The sequence below is a fragment of the Pseudomonas fluvialis genome (assembly GCF_002234375.1).
Classification (GTDB): domain Bacteria; phylum Pseudomonadota; class Gammaproteobacteria; order Pseudomonadales; family Pseudomonadaceae; genus Aquipseudomonas; species Aquipseudomonas fluvialis.
This window is the reverse complement of the sequence record NZ_NMQV01000014.1, coordinates 82626-101295: the sequence shown is the minus strand read 5'-3', so window position 1 is coordinate 101295 and position 18670 is coordinate 82626. Positions and strand designations below refer to the sequence as shown.

Genomic DNA, 18670 nt, shown 5'->3' with positions numbered 1-18670 from the left:
ACATGCAACTCATTGACCTTCTGGCCGGCAACTTGCCGGCCTTTGTTTTATTGATTGGCCTGCTCGGCTTGCTGGTTGGCAGCTTCACCAATGTAATGGTCTACCGCCTGCCGGTCATGATGCAGCGCGACTGGCAAAGCCAGGCGCGCGAAATTCTGCAGCTACCTGCCACCTCGGCACAGGACGAACCGTTCAACCTCGCCTATCCCAACTCCCGCTGCCCGCACTGCGGGCATGAGATTCGCCCCTGGGAAAATATCCCGCTGCTCAGCTGGCTATGGCTACGTGGCCGCTGCTCGGCCTGCCGCAGCCCCATCAGCACACGCTACCCACTGGTCGAACTGGCCTGCGGCCTGCTCTCCGCTGGCATAGCCTGGCAGTTTGGTTTCAGCTGGCAAACCGCGGCCATGCTGCCTCTGACCTGGGGGCTGCTGGCCATGAGCCTGATTGATGCCGACCACCAACTGCTGCCGGACAGCCTGGTTTTGCCGCTGCTTTGGCTGGGTCTACTGGTCAATCAACAGGCTCTATTCGCCTCCCCCAGCGACGCACTATGGGGCGCAGTGATCGGCTACCTGAGCCTGTGGTCGGTATTCTGGGCATTCAAATTGCTGACCGGCAAGGAAGGCATGGGCTATGGCGACTTCAAGCTGCTAGCCATGCTCGGCGCCTGGGGCGGCTGGCAAATCCTGCCACTGACCATCCTACTGTCATCGGTGGTAGGTGCCGTACTGGGCCTTATCCTGCTCAAGTGGCAGAACGCCGATACCTCCAAGCCCATTCCGTTCGGCCCCTACCTGGCCGTTGCGGGCTGGATAGCACTGCTCTGGGGCGAGCAGATCACCCAGGCATACCTGCAACTGGCCGGTTTCAACTGACCGCAATGGCTATGTCTACCTGGGTTTTGGGGATTACCGGCGGCATCGGCAGCGGCAAGAGCACAGTTGCCCGTCGTTTTGCCGAACTAGGCATTCACCGCGTGGATGCCGATCAGGCGGCTCGCTGGGTAGTCGAACCCGGCCGCCCAGCACTACAGCGTATCGTCGAGCGCTTCGGCACGCATCTGCTGCAAGACAATGGCCAGCTCGATCGCGCCGCACTGCGCCAGCTGATCTTTGCTGACCCGCCGCAGCGCCAATGGCTAGAGCAACTGCTACATCCACTCATCGCGGCGGAGATCAGCCAGGCGCTCGCCAAGGCACAATCACCCTATGCGATCCTGGAGTCACCGCTGCTGGTCGAATCCGGTCAGCTGCGCATGACCCAGCGCCTATTGGTCGTGGATAGCCCCGAAGCCCTGCAAATCGAACGAACCATGCAACGCGACGGCGCCGCACGCGAGCAGGTACAGGCCATCATGGCGGCTCAAGCGGCACGCGAAGAGCGTCTGCGCCATGCACATGAGGTAATCTGCAACGATCGCGACCTGAGCTGGCTGGACCAACAGGTGCGCCAGTTACATGCGTTCTATCTGAATCTGCGCGGAGGCCAGACATGACCCAGTACCCGATCGTAGCCTGTCCAACCTGCGCCGCGCCCGTAGAGTGGCGCAGCGATAATCCGACCCGGCCCTTTTGCGGCGAACGCTGCAAACTGATCGACCTGGGCGCCTGGGCAGCAGAAAGCCACAGCATCCCCGGCGAACCACTGCTCGACGAACTGTTTTCAGAAACACTGCAGACACCGCATCACTAACAGGTCGTTGAAAAACGTAGGCGAGGCAGGCAAGACAAGGCGAAAACGGCCGAAAAAGCGCAGTTTACGTGTTGTAAATGAGCATTTTGAGGCTGTTTTCAACGCTGTATTGCCAACGCAGGTAGTTTTTCAACGGCCTGCTAAGCGGCTTAGCAGACCGCCTTCCACGCAGTATTCACTGCATGGAGGCAGGAGGCCAAAGCCGAGGTGGTTTTGCAACGGCCTGCTAGTCCTGCCGCCAGGGCGCCTGTAAATAGCGTGTGCGATTGAAGGTTTCCATCCACTGCGGATAAAAAACCACCAGGGCCGTAACCAGGGTGCCGTTGATGAACGCCTCGGGAAACAGCACCAGCCACAGGTAACCCAGCAGGTTGTCCCACTCTTCCACGATGGTCAGTTGCCCGCCCAGGCTGAGCATGCCCAACCCAACCAGACAACTGAGCACAGCGACTATCCCGGCAGCGGAAAAGCCACAGGCAAAGATATAGACAAACAGATTGCGCGGCTGGAAACGCTCCACCCAACGACTGCACGCCTCGCTCAGCCACACCGGCAGCAACACCAGTAGCAACCCATTCGCGCCCAGCGCCAACCACTCCTGTCGCCCCAGCAGGCATAACGCCAACTGCGCAGAGAGCCCCACCAGGATCGCCAGGGGCCAGTCCAGCAAAAGAGTCAGCGCCGTCATGCCAATAAAGTGGAAGGACAGACCCGACTCAAAATCCCGACGCAGGAGCCATAACCCGCACAGCAGCAGCCAACTGCCGCCCAGCAAGTGCTGACGACGCGTATCGCTGAGCAACTCCAGCCAGGGCGCCCGAGCCACTGCCCAGCAAATTCCGGCCGTATAGAGCAACGCCGACAGCGTCAGCGTTTCACCTGTCAGCAAATGTCCGGCAATCATCGCTACCCCCTCCCGCCGTGCACTAGCATACGCCTGGCACACCCAGCGGTTAATATACCGCCATGAATGAGCGCGACTATCTTCGCTTGCTTACCCGCCATGCGGAACAGGCCAACGATCTGCTATCCAACGCCCGCAAATGGGAGCGTGAGCGCTGGGCTTGTCAGCGCCTGCTATTGGCGCTCAACCTGGCATACCGGCTCGACGAGTTCCGCAGCGGCCAGGAACCTCCGGATGTACAGTTTCGCGAGGCCAACTTCGAAGTCTTCTTTGTCCTGGATGAAGGACGCCGACTCAATGAAGAATGGCGAGAAGAAGTCAATCGCCGTCGCAATGCCTTCAGCCTCAGCCAACTGGTGCGCCGTGAACGACGCCCACAGCGCATCAGCGCCAGCCAACTGCAAGCACGCCTGGCCCCCACGCTGCGCAAGAAGGCTCACAACTATCGAGAGCGCGGCATCGACCCCGGCGAACTCGACTTGCTGGCCTTCGTCAACCTCAAGCGCGTGACACCGGACTTCAACAGCCCTTTTCCACCGCCTACGGAATATCTGCGCCAGGGCTGGCGCTCCCTGTCCCTGGTGGGCCCGACTTTCGCACGGGTACTGTTCGCGCACGCCGATGCGCCGGAGTTTCTGCGCAGCAACCTGGGAAGAACCACGCTGTTTGACGTCGGCCCCAGCCTTTGACAGCAGACTCACGACCGCTATCTATACTGCGAGAACTTTCGCAATGGAGTGCCGGTCATGTCCACGCGCCTGCTTCTATTCCTCGCTCTGCTGCTGGTCGGCACACCCTGTGCGGCGCAGGCTCTGCGGGTCTTCTACATTGAAAAGCCACCCTACTATCACAGTGTTGAGGGTGAGCCGACGGGCTTTCTGCTGGAGCGCAGTCGCGCCATTTTCGCGGCGGCGGGCATAGCGGTGCAGTTTGAAAGCCGGCCGGCCAAACGAATTCTCATGGAAGTCGCCGATCCGCAGGCCAGCTTCTGCTCTATAGGCTGGTTCAAGACCGCCGAGCGCGCGCAACTGGCCTGGTTCAGCCAGCCTATTCATCGCGATGAGCCCATGCAGGTCCTGACCCGCAGCACCCTGCAAGGCCAGCTCCGCGAGGTACGCCAGATCGAGCAACTACTGAACAGCCCACTCCGCCTCGGTCTGGTCGACGGTTTCAGCTATGGCGCGATCGACCAACGCCTGGCGCAGCAACCTGCACGCCAGCGGATTACCGCGCCGCCGCTACAGATCGTCATGATGCTGCTCAACGAACGCATCGATTACACACTGGTCGATAGTCGCGAGTTGCCTTACCTGATCGGCGAGGCAGACCTCAGCCTGGGGCGCCTGAGCCAACTCAGCCTGGCTGACATGCCACCCGGCCAATTACGCTATCTGATGTGCGGGAAAGGCGTGGAGAAAAATCAGCGCGCAGCAATAAACCGGGCTATTCAGCAACTTGAGCTGAAACCCGATTGATCAATGTAACGACAGGATAAAGAAGGGAAATGGTGGGTCGTGTAGGATTCGAACCTACGACCAATTGGTTAAAAGCCAACTGCTCTACCGACTGAGCTAACGACCCAAAAAGATGGTCGGGGTAGAGAGATTCGAACTCCCGACATCCTGCTCCCAAAACAGGCGCGCTACCGGACTGCGCTATACCCCGGCTGAAGATTGGCTCCGCGACCTGGACTCGAACCAGGGACCCAATGATTAACAGTCATTTGCTCTACCGACTGAGCTATCGCGGAACTGTACATCTTCAACTCTGCGACATGAACAATGTTGCGTTCATGCTTCAGAGGCGCACCATTTTACCCGGGCAAAGCCCCCTGTCAACCCTTTGCATGAGGCTTTGTCACGGAAAAACAAACCCGGCGACCTGGCATATGCTGTGCATTCAGCACTTTGCAGTCACTGTGCGCCCTGCTATATCTGTGCACAGCTGTTAACCCTTAGCTGTGCCGGCCCCCAGGCCACAGGCAGGATAGTCAATGAGCACCCAGGACCAACCCGGCACACCGCAGATTGTCGCCCAGCGCGGCATTCAGCCACGCCACGGCGAACTCATGCAGCGCTGTCGTCAGCAACTGATGAATTGCCTGGCCGAACACCTGAGCGGAGTCTTCGCCCAGGTTGACGACACGCTGTTTGAGCACGCGGAAAAAGCCGAGAACAACCAGCTGCAGGGCCTGTTCTTCGACAGCATGCGGGCCATTCGCAAACAGCGTCCGCATATCGAACGCCACTATCACCAGTACATTGCTCAACAGTTCAGCGCCTTCCTCGATCAACGTGATTCTGCACACCTAGCCCCTGCCCAAGAGCTGGATGCTGAACAGCTCAGCCTGATCCAGAACGACGAATATGAGGAAAGCCTGCAAGTCACCAATATGGTCAGCCGGGTCAAGGCACGTTGTGCGCAGAGCTTGTTCACCCTGGAACAGCGTCTGGCCCTGCTCAATGGTGGTGCAGCCTTGCAGGAAAATGCCAACCCCTGTGGCCCACACTGCGTTGCTCAGGGATTTTGCGAAGCACTGGCGCAAACCAGCCTGCCCTTGCGTATCAAGGTCATTCTTTATCTGCTGTTTGACCAGCACGTCATGGCCAATCTGGATGCGTTATACAGCAACCTCAACCAGCTGCTGGTCGATGCCGGCATCCTGCCCAATCTCAAGTTCAGCCCACAGCGTGCTGCCGCACGCCATGCGTCCAGCAAGGCAAGCGAGCCGACTTCAGCCGCCCCCCCCGCAGCCGAGCCTGTCTCGGGCAACCCGCCCGCAGGTCATGCAAGCGCATCCGGCACAGCAGGCGGCGCACTACCTGAACTGATGTTTGCCAGCCACCCGCCCAGCGATCCGCACCTTCTGTTCAGCGGGGTCAGCCAACTGCTGCATCTGCGTCATGCACAGCCAGGCAGCGAGCTACTCCCCGGCGGCCAGCCAAGCATGGCCAGCCTGGCTCCGCACAGTGCCACGGAAACCTACAGCGCCGATGAACTGCTCGCCGCGCTGGATCGTCTGCAACGCCAATCTGCTGCCGAGCTGGGCCAGCGTCTGCAACAACCGCAGCCAACGGCCAGCCTCAAGCGAGAACTTCAGGAGCAACTGGCTGCGTTCAGTCAGGCGCCGGAGCAACACAAACTGGCCGAGCAGGAAGCCGACGTCATCGATCTGGTGGGCATGCTGTTTGACTTCATCCTGGATGACGACAACCTCCCGGATAGTTGCAAGACCGCTCTGTCGCACCTGCACACGCCGTATCTGAAAATCGCCCTGCAGGACAAGGCACTGTTTACCCAGCACCAGCACCCGGCACGCCGGCTGCTCAACAGCATGGCCCAGGCAGGCGTGCTGTACGCCGGCAATGATGACGAAGCCGGCCTGCTGGCCAAACTGCAGTGGACGGTCGAACAGGTCATGCAACGTTTCTGCGGTGACCTGCAGCTGTTCCATGAGCTGCAAAACGAATTCAACCAGTTTGTCGCCACCCTGCAGCACAAGGTAGAACTGCGCGAGAAGCGCGCGGTAGAAGCCATCAAGGGCCGTGACCGGCTGCTTGGCGCGCGCCAGCTGGCGGTTGAGCAGATCACCCGCATCGTCACCCGCCAAGCGCTACCCAGCATTATCCGCAACTTTCTTGAACTGACCTGGAGCGATGTCCTGGTTTTCGTCCTGCTGCGGCACGGCCAGGACAGCCATACCTGGCAGCGTTCACTGGAAGTGGCGGAGCAGCTCGCCTGGAGCGGTACGCCGCTGGGCAGCGACGGTCAGCAACGCCTGCAGAAACTACGCCTGGCCCTGCTGGAAGACATCCGCAAAGGCCTGGAGCTGCTGGGTGGCTATCACGAGGAAGGCATTCGTCGCCTGCTGCAGGATCTGGTGGCTTGCCAGCACGCCATCCAGGCCAAGCAGCCACAACTGGCCGACCGCCTCAATCCCGAGCTGCCCAACAGTCCGCTCGGTGCCATGCTGGGTGAGGATGCCAAGCTTCTGGAGGAACAGCCCAGTTCCGGCCTGACGCCCCGCGCCCAGGCCCTGATCAAAGAGCTGGAGCAACTGGAATTCGGCACCTGGTTCGAGTTCAGCGATGGCCAGCAACAGCGCCGCCTCAAACTGTCCTGGTTCAGTCCCACCACCCGCAACTACATGTTTGTCGACCACAGCGGACAACGCGTAGCCATCAAGCCAGTCACCCTGCTGGCCAGCGAACTTGAACAAGGCCTGGCGCGCATCATCGCGCCGGAACGGCAAAGCCCACTGGTCGATCGCGCCCTGCATGCCATCTACCGCGTCCTGCAACGCTTTTCCGGGCGCAACGCCCCGCGCCAATGAGGATTCGTCATGGATGAACGTCGCCAGCATCCCCGCCATACCAACCTGCACCAGCTGGAAGCCTTCGATGCCAACAGCAACGTCCGCCTGGGACGGGTAGCTGACCTCTCCGAGACAGGCTTCATGCTGTTCAGCGAGCAGCAGATTGCCGTGGACAGCCTGTGGCAGATCCGCCTGTGCCTGGCCACTCCGCTCAATGGCATTCAGGAGTTGCAACTGGGCGCCGACTGCCTGTGGTCACGCCCGGGGGCCGATGGCAGCCATGCCTGGGCGGGCTTCCAGATCATCGACCTGAGCGAGGCTCAGGAGCAGCTATTGCGCGAATGGCTCAAGCATCTTTAACGAAGAGCGCGACGCGCATAGAGAAAAGCGCCAATAGGCACTTGCTATTTCGCCAATAAGAATTATTCTCATTCCATAGATGTGAACAACAGGAGGAATGAGCACATGACTTACATGATCGATGCGTGGCTGGATCGCCCGCACCCCTGCCTGCGTATCCTCAATCGCGAGACCGGCGAAATCTGTGCGGTGCTGCATGAGGACGCGTTACAGGAACTCCGCGAACAGGGCGAGCTGGATCTCAGCGACTTCGCCTCCTGTGAACCGGCCACGCTCAAGGAGCTGGTGCGCAATCTCTTCCTGTTCTGCTACGCCCGCGCCTTGCGCCCCAGCCTGGGCGGGTAACTGCCAGCCCCCGCCAGAGGGCGGGGGCCGGTTTGCAAGCCTTACAGAATGTCGAGCAGCTCAACGTCGAACACCAGCACGCTATGCGGCGGGATGCTGCCTACCGCCTGCTCGCCATAGGCCAGCTCGCTGGGCACATGCAGGCGCCACTTGCTGCCGGCATTCATCAGTTGCAACGCCTCGACCCAACCGGCAATCACGCCACCCACCGGGAACTCGGCAGGCTGGCCGCGCTCGTAGGAACTATCGAACACCGTGCCATCGATCAGCGTACCGTGGTAGTGGGTACGCACATGATCGTCACGCCCCGGCTTGGCGCCTTCGCCCGTCACCAGCACTTCATACTGTAGGCCGGAGGGCAGCACCACTACGCCTTCACGCTGCGCATTGCTGGCCAGATAGTCACGCCCTACTGCGGCGGCCGCCTGGGCTTTCAGCTCAGCTTCCGCCTGCATACGCTCACGGATAACCCGGAAGCTGGCATTCAGTTGCTCAGCCGCCACACGGCTGGGCTGGCTGGCAAACGCATCACGCAGGCCGGCGACAATGGCCTCCAGCTCCACGCCGGGCGGCGGGTTGTCACGCAGCTGGTCACCCAGCTGGCGGCCAATACCGTAGCTGACGCGCGCTTCATCGGTGGACAGATTGAGTTCGGACATGGCCGGCTCCAGGCAGATAAAAGGGCGGCCAGCCTAACACAGTCCCCCGATCACGCCGACCGGCCACGCTGCTGGCGGCAACGCTGCGAGCAATAGCGCACTGCGTCCCAGCAGCGCTGCCATTTCTTGCGCCAGGTAAACGGAAGTCCGCAACACGCGCAGGTCTTGCGCGGCAAGTCGGCTTTGCGCCTCATAGCATCTCGCCACGGTCCAGGCGCGCCAGCAACTGCTCGCCACGCGCCCAGAGCGCCTCACGCTGGCCTTCAGCCATGCGTGCCAGGTTGCGATAAGGCATGGCCAGGCGCGGATTGACCGATAGTTGCGCCTGATGACGCATCAGGAAATGCCAGTACAGGGCATTGAACGGGCAGGCCTGCTCGTCCGTGCTGCGGCTGACCTGATAACGACAACCGCTACAGTAGTCGGACATGCGCTTGATGTACTGGCCGCTGGCACAGTAGGGCTTGGAACCCAGATAACCGCCATCGGCATGCAGCACCATGCCCAGGGTGTTGGGTAGCTCGACCCAGTCGAACGCATCCATATACACCGCCAGGTACCAGTCGCACAGCTGCTGCGGCTGGATGCCGGCCAGCAAGGCAAAATTGCCGGTGATCATCAGCCGCTGGATATGGTGGGCATAGGCGTGCTCCAGCGTCTGGCCGATGGTCTGACGCATGCAGTTCATCTGCGTCTGCCCAGTCCAGTAGAACGCCGGCAGGGCACGCTGGTTACCCAGCGCATTGCGCTGCGCATACTCCGGCATCAACAACCAGTAGATACCTCGTACATATTCGCGCCAGCCCAGCAACTGGCGAATGAAACCCTCTGCGGCATTCAACGGCACCCTGCCCTGCCAATAGGCTGCCTCGACGTCCCGACACAACTGGCGCACATCCAGCAGGCCGATGTTCAACGCCGCACTGATCCGCGCATGGAACAGAAACGGCTCATCACTGGCCATGGCGTCCTGATAGTCGCCAAATGCCGCCAAGCCGTTGTCCAGGAAGTACTGCCAGAGCTGCTCCGCCTGGGCATGGGTGACCGCATGGGCAAAGCCTTGCAGGCGACCGTAATGTGCGGCAAAACGTTGCTCGACCAGCGCCTGCACAGCCAGGGTGATGGCATCCGCGCTGAAATACAGCGGCAGCGGCGGCTTGCTGTGACGGCCCAGCGGTTTGCGGTTGTCCTTGTCGAAGTTCCACGCCCCACCCACTGGCGTGCCATCACCATTCATCAGCAGGCCCTGCTCGCGGCGCATCTGCCGGTAAAAGAACTCCATGCGCAGCTGACGCTTACCGGCCGCCCAGGCAGCAAACTGCTCACGGGAACAAAAAAAACGCGTATCGGCGTGCCAGTGCAGCGGCAAGCCGGCTTCACGCAGGGACTGCTCGACCCGCCAATCACCGGTCTCGCAGAGATGCGCCTGCCCGGCACCTTCTTCACGCAGCGCACGCGCCAGTTCACCAGCCAGGCTGCCGGTATTCTGCGGGTCGTCGAGGTGCACATAACGCACTCGCCAACCCCGCTCGCGCAGTGCCTGGGCAAAGTGACGCATGGCACTGAACAGCATGATCAGCTTGTACGGGTGATGCGGCACATGGCTGGCTTCCTCCTGCACCTCGGCCAGCAGCAGACAGTCATGCGCGGGATCCAGCTGCGCAAACAGGGGCAAGTGCCAGGACAGCTGATCACCGAGCAACATGCCCACACGGGGGGCACGGCTCATAACGGGTTGGCCAGGGATAACCGGCAGGCCTCGCCGCGCTGCTCCGGCAAACCACACAGCTCCTCATGCACTTCGGCATGCCAAAGTTCCAGTGGCATCGTCACCCGTCCCTCCAGACACTGCCGGACCTGCAGCAGTGAACGCCACAGCAGAACCACGCCTTGCTCGTCACGCACGGGACGACGATCACCACCCTGTACAGCCTGCAACAGGTAGTACCCACCCTGCAGCGAATGCACGCGCAGCGCATCGAGTGCACCACGCGCAGACAGTTCCGTCAGTTCATCAAGAGTCACGGCCACACCTATACATAAAAATTAGAATGCACAACTTATGTATAGCATCGATCCCAATAAAAAGCAGCCATTCCTGCAAATAACTGGCAATCTGCTAGGCTCTAGGCCTAGTAACTTATACAATGACCACACAGATAGCAGAGTGCCATCATTCATGCCCAGCACCGCCCAGTCGTTCGAAATCTTCCCCTGGAACAGCAACCTGGAAACCGGCATTGCGCTCATCGACGAGCAGCATGCGCGACTGGTCGAACTGCTCAATCGCCTTGCCCAGCAACACGTGCAGGGGGTTAGCGCCGAGGAAATTCAGGGCATTCTCGGCGAACTGGCTGACTATGCCGATTACCACTTCCACAGCGAGGAAGCGATCTGGCAAGCGTCGCTGGGTGATGACCCCTGGTTCAACCAGCACCAGCACAGCCATGCGGCCTTTTTCCAGCGCATCCAGGCACTGCAGGACAGTGCACGGCCCTTTACCGAAGTCCTCAGTGAACTATTTGCCTTCCTCACCCAGTGGCTGGCCTTTCATATTCTGGATAGCGACAAGCGCATGGCCAAGGCCGTGTTTGCCGTGGCCGATGGCCTGGACGTAGCGGCTGCCCGGCAGCGCGCCGATGAAGAAATGAGTGGTGCCACCGCCCTGCTGATCAGCACGGTGCTGCAGATGTACGAGCAGCTTTCGTCCCAGGCACTCGAGCTGATGCAGGAAAAACATGCCCGCGAACGTGCCGAAGCGGCTTTGCGGCACAGCGAAAGTCGCTGGAAATTTCTCCTGGAAGGCTCCAGCGAAGGCCTCTGGGAATGGTCAGCCGAGCATGGCGACCTGTTTGAGCAACTAGGACAGTTAACCCTGCCCGAGGCCAATGACAGCCACTCGTGGCAGCTCTACGAGGAAGACCGCCAAACCCTGCAACGCGCGCTCGGCGAGCTCTACAGCGGCCAGCAGGAACAGCTGCTATGCCACTATCGACTGCGCAACGCCCAGGGTGCCAGCCGCTGGATGCAGTTGCGCGGCAAGGTCATCCAGCGTGACGAACAAGGCCAGGTGTTGCGCCTGATCGGCACCCGTCAGGACGTTTCCGAGCGCGAACTGGCTCGTCAGGTTCTGCAGCTGGGCCATGAACTGCTGTTCATTACCGATCACCAGAACCGCATCACCGCCATCAACCAGGCCTTCACCCGCGTCACCGGCTACAGCGCCGAACAGGTGCTTGGCCAGTCACCGCGCCTGCTGGCCTCCGACCGTCATGATCAGGCTTTTTTCCTGGCGCTCTGGCAGGCGCTCCAGCAGCAGGGACGCTGGCAGGGAGAAATCTGGAATCAGCGTGCCGACGGCAGCCAGTATGCCCTGCAGTTAGCCATCCATCGCCAGATGGGTCCGGATGGCAAGCATTGCCAATACGTCGCCATCGGCCATGAAGTGACCGCCTACCTGGAAGCGAACGCACAACTCCAGGCACTCTTCGCCAGCCTCCCCGACGCCATCCTGGTGGCGGATGACCTGACCCAGCGCATCGTCAGCGCCAGCCCGCAGGCCGAGCAGCTTTTCGGCCGCCCCTGCAACGAGTTGCTTGACCTGCCGATTGCCAGCCTGCATCCGCTCAGCGAGCTGGCCAAGATCACCCGCGAACTGGACAAGGACGATAGCCAGCAGCATGAAGTACGTTTGCTGGAAACGCGCATCCGGCATGCCAGCGGCCACGAGGTCGAGGTGGAAATCAGCAGCGGCCATCATTTCCAGCTGCACGGACGCAGCTACCATGTCGGGGTATTTCGCGACATACGCCAGCGCAAACAGCAGGAAGCCACGCTGCAGCACTATGCCCACGAACTGGAGCAGCGCAACCAGGAACTGGCCACGCTGCTCGACACCCTGCCCGACCTGATCTGGTTGAAAGATCCCCAGGGACGTTTCCTGCGCTGCAATGCACGCACCGCCTCACTGTGGGGTCTCCACGAGAGCCAGGTGCTGGGTAAAACCGACTTCGACCTGCTGCCTCGCGAGCACGCCGAGCAATTTCGCGCCAACGACCTGGCAGCGATCCAGCACGGTGGCACCCAGGTCAACGAGGAATGGCTGACCTTTGCCGATGGCCACAGCGAGCGTGTGCAAACCCGCAAGACCCCCCTCTACGACCGTCAGGGACAGCTGATCGGGGTGCTCGGCATCGCCCATGACATCACCGCGCTGAAACAGCAGCAGGATGCCCTGGAGGTACAACGCCAGCACCTGGCCACGGCCCTGGAGGCCGCCGAGGCGGGCACCTGGGAATGGAACCTGCAAAGCCACCAGGTGCGCTACAACCCGCGCTGGGCACAGATGCTTGGCTACCAGCTCGAAGAGCTGGGCCCTCCCACCTTTGCCGCCTGGGAAAACCGCGTACATCCGGAAGACCTGCCACGGGTGATGCAAAACCTGCAGGAGCACCTGGCCGGTCAGCGCGACAGCTACAGTGCCGAATACCGTATCCAGCACCGCAACGGCTTGTGGCTATGGCGACGCAGCCTGGGGCGCATCATGCAACGCGACGAGCAACAGCAGCCACTGTTGGTGGTGGGTATCGATATCGACATCACCGAGCACAAGGAGCATCAGCAGCAACTCAGCTATGTCGAGCGCCATGACGCCCTGACCGGCCTGGCCAACCGTGTACTGTTCGGCGAAATGCTCAACCATTGCATGCAGCAGGCCCTGCAGGACAACAGCACCCTGGCGGTGGCGTATATCGACCTGGACGACTTCGCCCAGCTCAACCAGCAACTCGGCCGTGACGCCTGCGATGAATGGTTGCAGGAAGTCGTGCGCCGCCTGCAAGGCAGCCTGCGCGAGCCCCAGTACCTGGCGCGCACCGGTGGCGATGAATTCGCCATCGTCCTGTGCAACCTGCAAGCGCCGGACAGGTATCTCACCCCGCTACTGCGCGTTCTGGAGAGCATCAGCCAACCCTGGCAACAGGGCGAGCGGCAATTCAGTTGTACCGCCAGCATTGGCGTCACCCGCTACCCGCAGGACAGCCCGGTAGACGCCGAACAACTGCTGCGCCAGGCCGACCAGGCCATGTACCAGGCCAAGCTGATCGGCAAAAACCGTTGCCACCTGTTCGATGCGGCTCATGACGAGCACACCCGTGTGCAATACATCCGCCTGGAAGAGATCCGCCAGGCACTGGACAACCAGGAGCTGCGCCTGTACTTCCAGCCCAAGGTCAACATGCGCAGCGGCCAGGTCAAGGCCTTCGAGGCCCTGATCCGCTGGCAGCACCCGGAGCGCGGCCTGCTGCCACCGGCGCTGTTCATTCCGGCGCTGAGCAACCAGCCACTGGCCCTGCGGGTCGGCAACTGGGTTATCGACCAGGCCTTGCAGCAACTGGCGCAATGGCAGGCCCTGGGGATCGATACCTGCGTCAGCGTGAATGTCGACAGCTATCAACTGCACAGCGATGACTTCGCCGAGCAACTGCTGCAGCGCCTGCAGCAGTACCCACAACTACGCCCCCAGCAACTGCGCCTGGAGATTCTGGAGACCGGCGCCCTGCAGGACATGCAGCACGTCTCGCAATTGGTCGATCAACTGCAGGCCCAAGGCATCGAGTTCGCCCTGGATGACTTCGGCACCGGCTTTTCCTCGCTGACCTTCCTCAAACAGCTACGCGCCAAGACCCTGAAGATCGACCAGAGTTTTGTCCGCCAAGCCCTCGAAGACCCTGAACAGGCCATGATCATCGACAGCATCGTCGGCCTGGCGCGCAGCTTCGAGCGCGAGGTGATTGCCGAAGGCGTGGAGAGCGAAGCCCACGGCCTGCTGATGCTGCAACTGGGCTGTGAGCTGGGCCAGGGTTACGCCATCGCGCGGCCGATGCCCGCTCAGGCCGTAGCCGCCTGGCTGGCCAGTTGGCAGCCCCCTGCCAGCTGGCAGGCCAGCCAGGCGCTGGACGAGCAGGGCGTACAACTGTTGCTGGCCGAACTGGCGCACGTGGCCTGGCTGCGCCAGCTACAGGAGTACCTATCTGGCCAGCAGAGTGACGCGCCCCAGGCCCACGCCGACAGCTGTCGTTTCGGACGCTGGCTGGACAAGCCGGAAACCCGCCAGCGCTATGCCGGACGCGAAGACTTCCAGGCATTGCTGAAGCAGCACGCCGCACTTCATGAACTGGCCGTGCAGTTACTCCGCCGTCACAGGGAAGACGCGCGCCAGGATATCAGCCAGGCGCTGGCCAACCTGCTGGCTACCAGCGCCAGCCTGATGCGCAAGCTACACCGACTGCGCCAGAGCCTGCACGCTAGCGACGACTGATCCAGCTCAAGATCGTCGTGGCTGCAGCCGATACAGTAAAGGCACAGTGATATCAAACCTGCCGCAAAGGACACTTCATGCGCACCTGGCTGACCCGCTTTTCCCTGAAAACCCGTCTACTCGGCCTGCTCGGCCTGCTCGCCATACTGGCGCTCGGGCTGACCCTGGCCGGCCTCAGCGGTATGCGCCAAAGCAATGCCGAGCTGGATCGTTTGTATAACCAGGTCCTGCTACCGGTGGACAAACTGGCCGACCTGACCAATCACATGCACCATGCGCGCAGCCAGTTGCTACTGGCCCTGCAACACCGCCCTGGCAGCGTCTACGAGAACGCTCACGACCACTCCGTCAGCCAGCACTTCGACGCCGTAGAGAACAGCCTGCGCATCATGCAGGAGCGTATCGACGACTATCAGCGCCTGCCGATGAGCGAGCAACAGCAGCGTCTGGTCAGCGAACTGCAACGGCATCTCGGCGATTACCTGAACAATGGCGTACGTCCGGTACTCAGCGCCATGCGTCAGGGCGATTATGTCGGCGGCAACGGCATCCTGCTGACCCGCCTGCAACCCGCCTTCATGACCACCTATGCCAGTGTCCGCCAACTTACCGAGCAACAGCATGCCCAGGCCAAGGCCGACCATGAGCGTGCCGACCAGCAATTCGACCAGTTGCTGTTGAGCATCAGCCTGGCGCTGGGTATCGCCGTGCTGTTGGTCAGCCTGATCGCCGCCGCCACCCTGTCGGGTATCACCCAGGCTGTGCAGGCCTTGCGCCTGGGAGGCGAACAACTGGCCGAAGGCAACCTGCGCCATCGCGTGGACTACCAGGGCCATGACGAGCTGGGCGACATTGCCAGCGCCTTCAACGGCATGGCGGCTCGCGTACAACACAGCCTGCAGGAACTGGCGGGCGCCGTGGAACAATTGGCCGCCGCCGCCGAACAGACCGCCCAGGTCAGCCACCAGACCAGTGATGGCATTCGTCGCCAGCAACTGGAAACCGATCAGGTCGCCACGGCCATGCATGAAATGTCGGCCACCGTCCAGGATGTTGCCGGCAATGCGGCCAGCGCCGCACAAGCGGCTGAACAGGCCGACCAGCAAGCCGAAAGCGGCAAGCGCGTGGTGCAGCAGACCATCGAGGCGATCGACGGCCTGGCCAGCGAAGTCGAGCATGCCGCCACGGTCATCCATGAACTGGAGGCCAACAGTGGCAGCATCAGCTCGGTGGTCGACGTGATCCGCAGCATTGCCGATCAGACCAACCTGCTGGCCTTGAATGCGGCCATCGAGGCCGCCCGCGCCGGCGAGCAGGGCCGAGGCTTTGCCGTGGTGGCTGACGAGGTGCGCTCACTGGCCTCGCGCACCCAACAGTCGACCAGCGAAATCCAGGCGATGATCGAGAAGCTCCAGCAAGGTGCCAACCGTGCAGTAGAAGTCATGCAAAGCAGCTGTGACAAGGCGCAACGCGGCAAGGAACAGGTCGCCAGTGCCGGTCACATGCTCGAGCAGATCAGCGCGGCAGTGGCCACCATCAACGACATGAACGCGATGATCGCCTCAGCCGCCGAAGAGCAAAGCTCGGTCGCCGAAGAGATCAATCGCAACGTCACCAGCGTCAGCCAGATCGCCGAAGAAACCAGCGATGCTTCGCGGCAGAACGTTGCCACTAGCACGCAACTGGCCAGCCTGGCCAGCCAGCTGCAAAAGGTCGTACAGCGCTATCGCCTGTGATCAGGTCGGCCACAACTGGCTGATGCCCGCCACGCCCTGGGCACCAGCCTGCCAGGCCTGCGCCAGGTGCTGGCGACCCAGCCCGCCCAACAGGTAGGCGGGACAGCGGCACACCGCCAGGCAATCCCGTACGGTTTCCCAGCCCAGCCCTGGCTGGCCGGGGTGACTGGTGGTGGGCAGCACAGGCGAAAGGGTGAGAAAGTCCACGCCCAGCGCCTCGGCCATGGCCAGTTCCTGAGGATCATGACAGGACGCCGCCAGCCAGCGACCCGCAGGCAGCGGTCGCGCCTGTCCGGCCAGTGCGTGCAACTGACGGGCATCGAGATGCCAGCCAACCTCGGGAAACGCCTCCAGCCGCGCCAGCTCGCCCTTGGCCATGAGCTGCGCTCGCCCTGCACACAGCGGCAGCAGCTGTGCCAGCAGGTCACGGTAGGCTTGCTCGGTCAGTTGCGGAGCACGCAACAGGATCAACCGGGTGCCCTGCTGCAAGGCCCGTTGAATACCCTGCAGCAACGCCGCGCTGGACAGGTTGGGCGGGGTAATCAGGTAACAGTCTGGCAGGCGCGCAGCCGCCACGATAGGCAGGTTGGCTGCAGGGAAGGCGTAATCAGGCAATGTCTCGGCAGGCACCCAACGCAACGGTTGGCCCTCGATACCCTGTGCCTGACCAGAAAAGGCACTGACCTCCCAGACATCCAGCAACACCTGCTTGTCGGCATAGTCATGGGCGACCTGGATCAGCGGACGCGCCTGCTGCACAGCGATCCCCAGCTCCTCATGGAGCTCACGAGCCAGGGCTTGCGCTACCGACTCGCCAGGCTCCACCTTGCCGCCGGGAAACTCCCAGAGCCCCCCCTGGTGCTTGTCGGGCGAACGCTGGGCAATCAGCACCTGCCCCTGCGCATCGCGAATCACCGCGGCAGCCACATGGATACGCATAGCGACAACCTCGTGCCCACCCACTGCCACGCACCACCAGGCGCCAGAACAGCAGGTGGGCAGCTTCTCAGGTGCGGTATTCCGCGTTGATCTTGACGTATTCGTGAGACAGGTCGGTGGTCCAGATGGTCTCGCTGCACGTACCACGTCCCAGCTCGATACGGATGGTAATTTCCTCACGGGCCATCACCGCAGCACCCTGTTCTTCGCTGTAGCTGCTGGCCCGGCAGCCCTGGCTGGCGATGCACACTTCACCGAGGAATACATCGATCTTGCTCACATCCAGGTCCGGCACGCCGGCATAGCCCACCGCAGCAAGGATGCGCCCCCAATTCGGGTCAGAGGCGAACAGTGCGGTCTTGATCAGCGGCGAATGGGCCACCGCATAGGCGACATCCAGGCACTCCTGGTGCGTAGCCCCACCATTGACCTGCACGGTGACAAACTTGGTGGCCCCCTCGCCGTCACGCACGATGGCCTGGGCAATGTCCATGAACACCGCGAACACCGCTTCGCGCAGCTTGCCGAACAGCTCGCCGCTGGCCGAGGTGATTTCCGCCAGGGGCGCCTGTCCGGTGGCAATCAGCATGCAGCAATCGTTGGTCGAGGTGTCGCCATCGATGGTAATGCGATTGAACGACTTGTTCGCGGCATCGCGTACCAGAGCCTGCAGCACATCGCGGCTGACCTTGGCGTCGGTGGCGATGTAGCCGAGCATGGTGGCCATGTTCGGGCGGATCATCCCCGCGCCCTTGCTGATGCCGGTGACAGTGACAGTCACACCGTCGTGCTGGAACTGCCGGCTGGCCCCCTTGGGCAGGGTATCGGTGGTCATGATGCCGGTGGCGGCTTCGGCCCAGTGATCTTCGTTCAGATCATCCAGCGCCGCCTGCAGCGCGCTTTCGATCTTCGCCACCGGCAGCGGCTCGCCGATCACCCCGGTGGAGAACGGCAATACCGCGCACTCGTCAACACCGCTCAGTGCGGCCAGCGCGGCACAGGTGCGGCGGGCGTTGGCCAGTCCCTCGGCACCGGTGCCGGCGTTGGCGTTGCCGGTATTGGTCAGCAGGTAACGCACGTCGCCCTGCAAACGCTCACGGGTGAGCAGCACCGGCGCCGCGCAAAAGGCGTTGGTGGTAGTCACGCCGGCAATCTGCGCCCCTTCGGCCAGGCGCATGATCACTACATCCTTGCGCCCCGGACGCTTGATGCCCGCCGAAGCAATGCCAAGTTGAAAACCGGGAACCGGGTGCAGGGTAGGCAGAGGACCAAGACCAACAGCCATGAAAGCGCTCCTTGTCGACACAGGTGACGGACGAAACAGTGAAAAAACGCCGCGAACAGGCTGGCCGTTCGCGGCGTGGTTAACGATGAATCAGCCTCGCCGCACACCAGAGC

At 61.8% G+C, this 18670-nt stretch carries 17 protein-coding genes, 3 tRNA genes and 1 pseudogene; 11 read left to right on the top strand and 10 right to left on the bottom strand.

Going from position 1 to position 18670, the window contains the following annotated elements; translation table 11 throughout:
- The first annotated feature begins 2 nt into the window (after window positions 1–2).
- Genes CFY91_RS08620 through yacG form a run of 3 tightly spaced genes read left to right on the top strand, consistent with a single transcriptional unit; the run spans window position 3 to window position 1695 of the window.
- On the top strand, window positions 3–878 hold the full coding sequence (locus CFY91_RS08620) for a prepilin peptidase (RefSeq protein ID WP_093985945.1): 876 nt from the start codon (window positions 3–5) through the stop codon (window positions 876–878).
- Window positions 879–889: 11 nt separating this feature from the next.
- Window positions 890–1498 (top strand): dephospho-CoA kinase, encoded by a 609-nt coding sequence (gene coaE / locus CFY91_RS08615; RefSeq protein ID WP_093985944.1) that lies wholly within the window; start codon window positions 890–892, stop codon window positions 1496–1498.
- Window positions 1495–1695 (top strand): DNA gyrase inhibitor YacG, encoded by a 201-nt coding sequence (yacG, locus tag CFY91_RS08610; protein WP_093985943.1) that lies wholly within the window; start codon window positions 1495–1497, stop codon window positions 1693–1695. The genes coaE and yacG overlap by 4 nt, the downstream gene beginning before the upstream one ends.
- 226 nt (window positions 1696–1921) lie before the next feature.
- On the opposite strand, the gene CFY91_RS08600 is transcribed toward yacG, so the two are convergent.
- Window positions 1922–2599 carry an energy-coupling factor ABC transporter permease gene (locus tag CFY91_RS08600; RefSeq protein ID WP_093985941.1) on the bottom strand — a complete coding sequence of 226 codons (678 nt, stop codon included), beginning with the start codon at window positions 2597–2599 and terminating at the stop codon, window positions 1922–1924.
- Between the two features lie 62 nt (window positions 2600–2661).
- On the opposite strand from CFY91_RS08600, the gene CFY91_RS08595 reads away from it, so the two are divergent.
- Both CFY91_RS08595 and CFY91_RS08590 read left to right on the top strand, forming a co-directional pair.
- Window positions 2662–3288, top strand: coding sequence for a DUF1780 domain-containing protein (locus CFY91_RS08595; protein WP_093985940.1), 627 nt, complete (start codon window positions 2662–2664; stop codon window positions 3286–3288).
- Between the two features lie 57 nt (window positions 3289–3345).
- Window positions 3346–4074 carry a substrate-binding periplasmic protein gene (locus CFY91_RS08590; RefSeq protein WP_093985939.1) on the top strand — a complete coding sequence of 243 codons (729 nt, stop codon included), beginning with the start codon at window positions 3346–3348 and terminating at the stop codon, window positions 4072–4074.
- A 30-nt stretch (window positions 4075–4104) separates the two neighbouring features.
- Here the strand turns inward: CFY91_RS08590 and CFY91_RS08585 are convergent.
- The 3 genes from CFY91_RS08585 to CFY91_RS08575 all read right to left on the bottom strand — a co-directional run bounded on the left by CFY91_RS08585 (window position 4105) and on the right by CFY91_RS08575 (window position 4349).
- Window positions 4105–4180: transfer RNA gene (locus CFY91_RS08585), tRNA-Lys, on the bottom strand.
- Between the two features lie 7 nt (window positions 4181–4187).
- Window positions 4188–4264 (bottom strand) — tRNA-Pro (locus tag CFY91_RS08580).
- 9 nt (window positions 4265–4273) lie between these two features.
- Window positions 4274–4349 (bottom strand) — tRNA-Asn (locus CFY91_RS08575).
- 243 nt (window positions 4350–4592) lie between these two features.
- Between CFY91_RS08575 and CFY91_RS08570 the strand changes: the two genes are divergently transcribed.
- From CFY91_RS08570 to CFY91_RS08560, 3 genes are all read left to right on the top strand, one after another.
- The gene (locus tag CFY91_RS08570) at window positions 4593–6932 is read left to right on the top strand and encodes a DUF1631 domain-containing protein (RefSeq protein WP_093985938.1); all 2340 of its coding nucleotides are present in this window, start codon (window positions 4593–4595) and stop codon (window positions 6930–6932) included.
- A gap of 9 nt (window positions 6933–6941) precedes the next feature.
- Window positions 6942–7274, top strand: a complete 333-nt coding sequence (locus tag CFY91_RS08565; protein WP_093985937.1) for a PilZ domain-containing protein — start codon at window positions 6942–6944, stop codon at window positions 7272–7274.
- A 105-nt stretch (window positions 7275–7379) separates the two neighbouring features.
- Window positions 7380–7619: a PA4570 family protein gene (locus CFY91_RS08560; RefSeq protein ID WP_093985936.1), complete on the top strand. Its 240-nt coding sequence runs from the start codon at window positions 7380–7382 to the stop codon at window positions 7617–7619.
- 41 nt (window positions 7620–7660) lie between these two features.
- Here CFY91_RS08560 and bamJ read toward each other — a convergent pair whose 3' ends face one another.
- From bamJ to CFY91_RS08540, 4 genes are read right to left on the bottom strand one after another with little or no spacing between them, the layout of a single operon-like run.
- Window positions 7661–8278, bottom strand: coding sequence for a BamJ family beta-barrel-assembly machinery protein (gene bamJ, locus CFY91_RS08555; RefSeq protein WP_093985935.1), 618 nt, complete (start codon window positions 8276–8278; stop codon window positions 7661–7663).
- Window positions 8279–8328: 50 nt separating this feature from the next.
- Window positions 8329–8472 carry a DUF2256 domain-containing protein gene (locus CFY91_RS08550; RefSeq protein WP_093985934.1) on the bottom strand — a complete coding sequence of 48 codons (144 nt, stop codon included), beginning with the start codon at window positions 8470–8472 and terminating at the stop codon, window positions 8329–8331.
- A complete protein-coding gene (locus CFY91_RS08545) occupies window positions 8469–10007 on the bottom strand; it encodes a cryptochrome/photolyase family protein (RefSeq protein ID WP_093985933.1) in 1539 nt (512 codons plus the stop codon). The genes CFY91_RS08550 and CFY91_RS08545 overlap by 4 nt, the downstream gene beginning before the upstream one ends.
- Window positions 10004–10303, bottom strand: coding sequence for a DUF6482 family protein (locus CFY91_RS08540; protein ID WP_093985932.1), 300 nt, complete (start codon window positions 10301–10303; stop codon window positions 10004–10006). Before CFY91_RS08540 ends, CFY91_RS08545 begins: the two co-directional genes overlap by 4 nt.
- A 154-nt stretch (window positions 10304–10457) precedes the next feature.
- On the opposite strand from CFY91_RS08540, the gene CFY91_RS08535 reads away from it, so the two are divergent.
- The 3 genes and pseudogenes from CFY91_RS08535 (at window position 10458) to CFY91_RS16410 (ending at window position 16333) form a co-directional block, all read left to right on the top strand.
- The gene (locus CFY91_RS08535) at window positions 10458–14597 is read left to right on the top strand and encodes a bacteriohemerythrin (protein ID WP_165765315.1); all 4140 of its coding nucleotides are present in this window, start codon (window positions 10458–10460) and stop codon (window positions 14595–14597) included.
- Between the two features lie 77 nt (window positions 14598–14674).
- Window positions 14675–15475: pseudogene (locus tag CFY91_RS16415) on the top strand (Tar ligand binding domain-containing protein); the annotation flags it as partial.
- On the top strand, window positions 15470–16333 hold the full coding sequence (locus CFY91_RS16410) for a methyl-accepting chemotaxis protein (RefSeq protein WP_423812482.1): 864 nt from the start codon (window positions 15470–15472) through the stop codon (window positions 16331–16333). The pseudogene CFY91_RS16415 and the gene CFY91_RS16410, both read left to right, overlap by 6 nt.
- Here CFY91_RS16410 and CFY91_RS08525 read toward each other — a convergent pair whose 3' ends face one another.
- Both CFY91_RS08525 and argJ read right to left on the bottom strand, forming a co-directional pair.
- On the bottom strand, window positions 16334–17272 hold the full coding sequence (locus tag CFY91_RS08525) for a Nudix family hydrolase (protein ID WP_093985929.1): 939 nt from the start codon (window positions 17270–17272) through the stop codon (window positions 16334–16336).
- Between the two features lie 67 nt (window positions 17273–17339).
- Window positions 17340–18557 carry a bifunctional glutamate N-acetyltransferase/amino-acid acetyltransferase ArgJ gene (argJ, locus tag CFY91_RS08520; protein ID WP_093985928.1) on the bottom strand — a complete coding sequence of 406 codons (1218 nt, stop codon included), beginning with the start codon at window positions 18555–18557 and terminating at the stop codon, window positions 17340–17342.
- Between the last annotated feature and the right edge of the window lie 113 nt (window positions 18558–18670).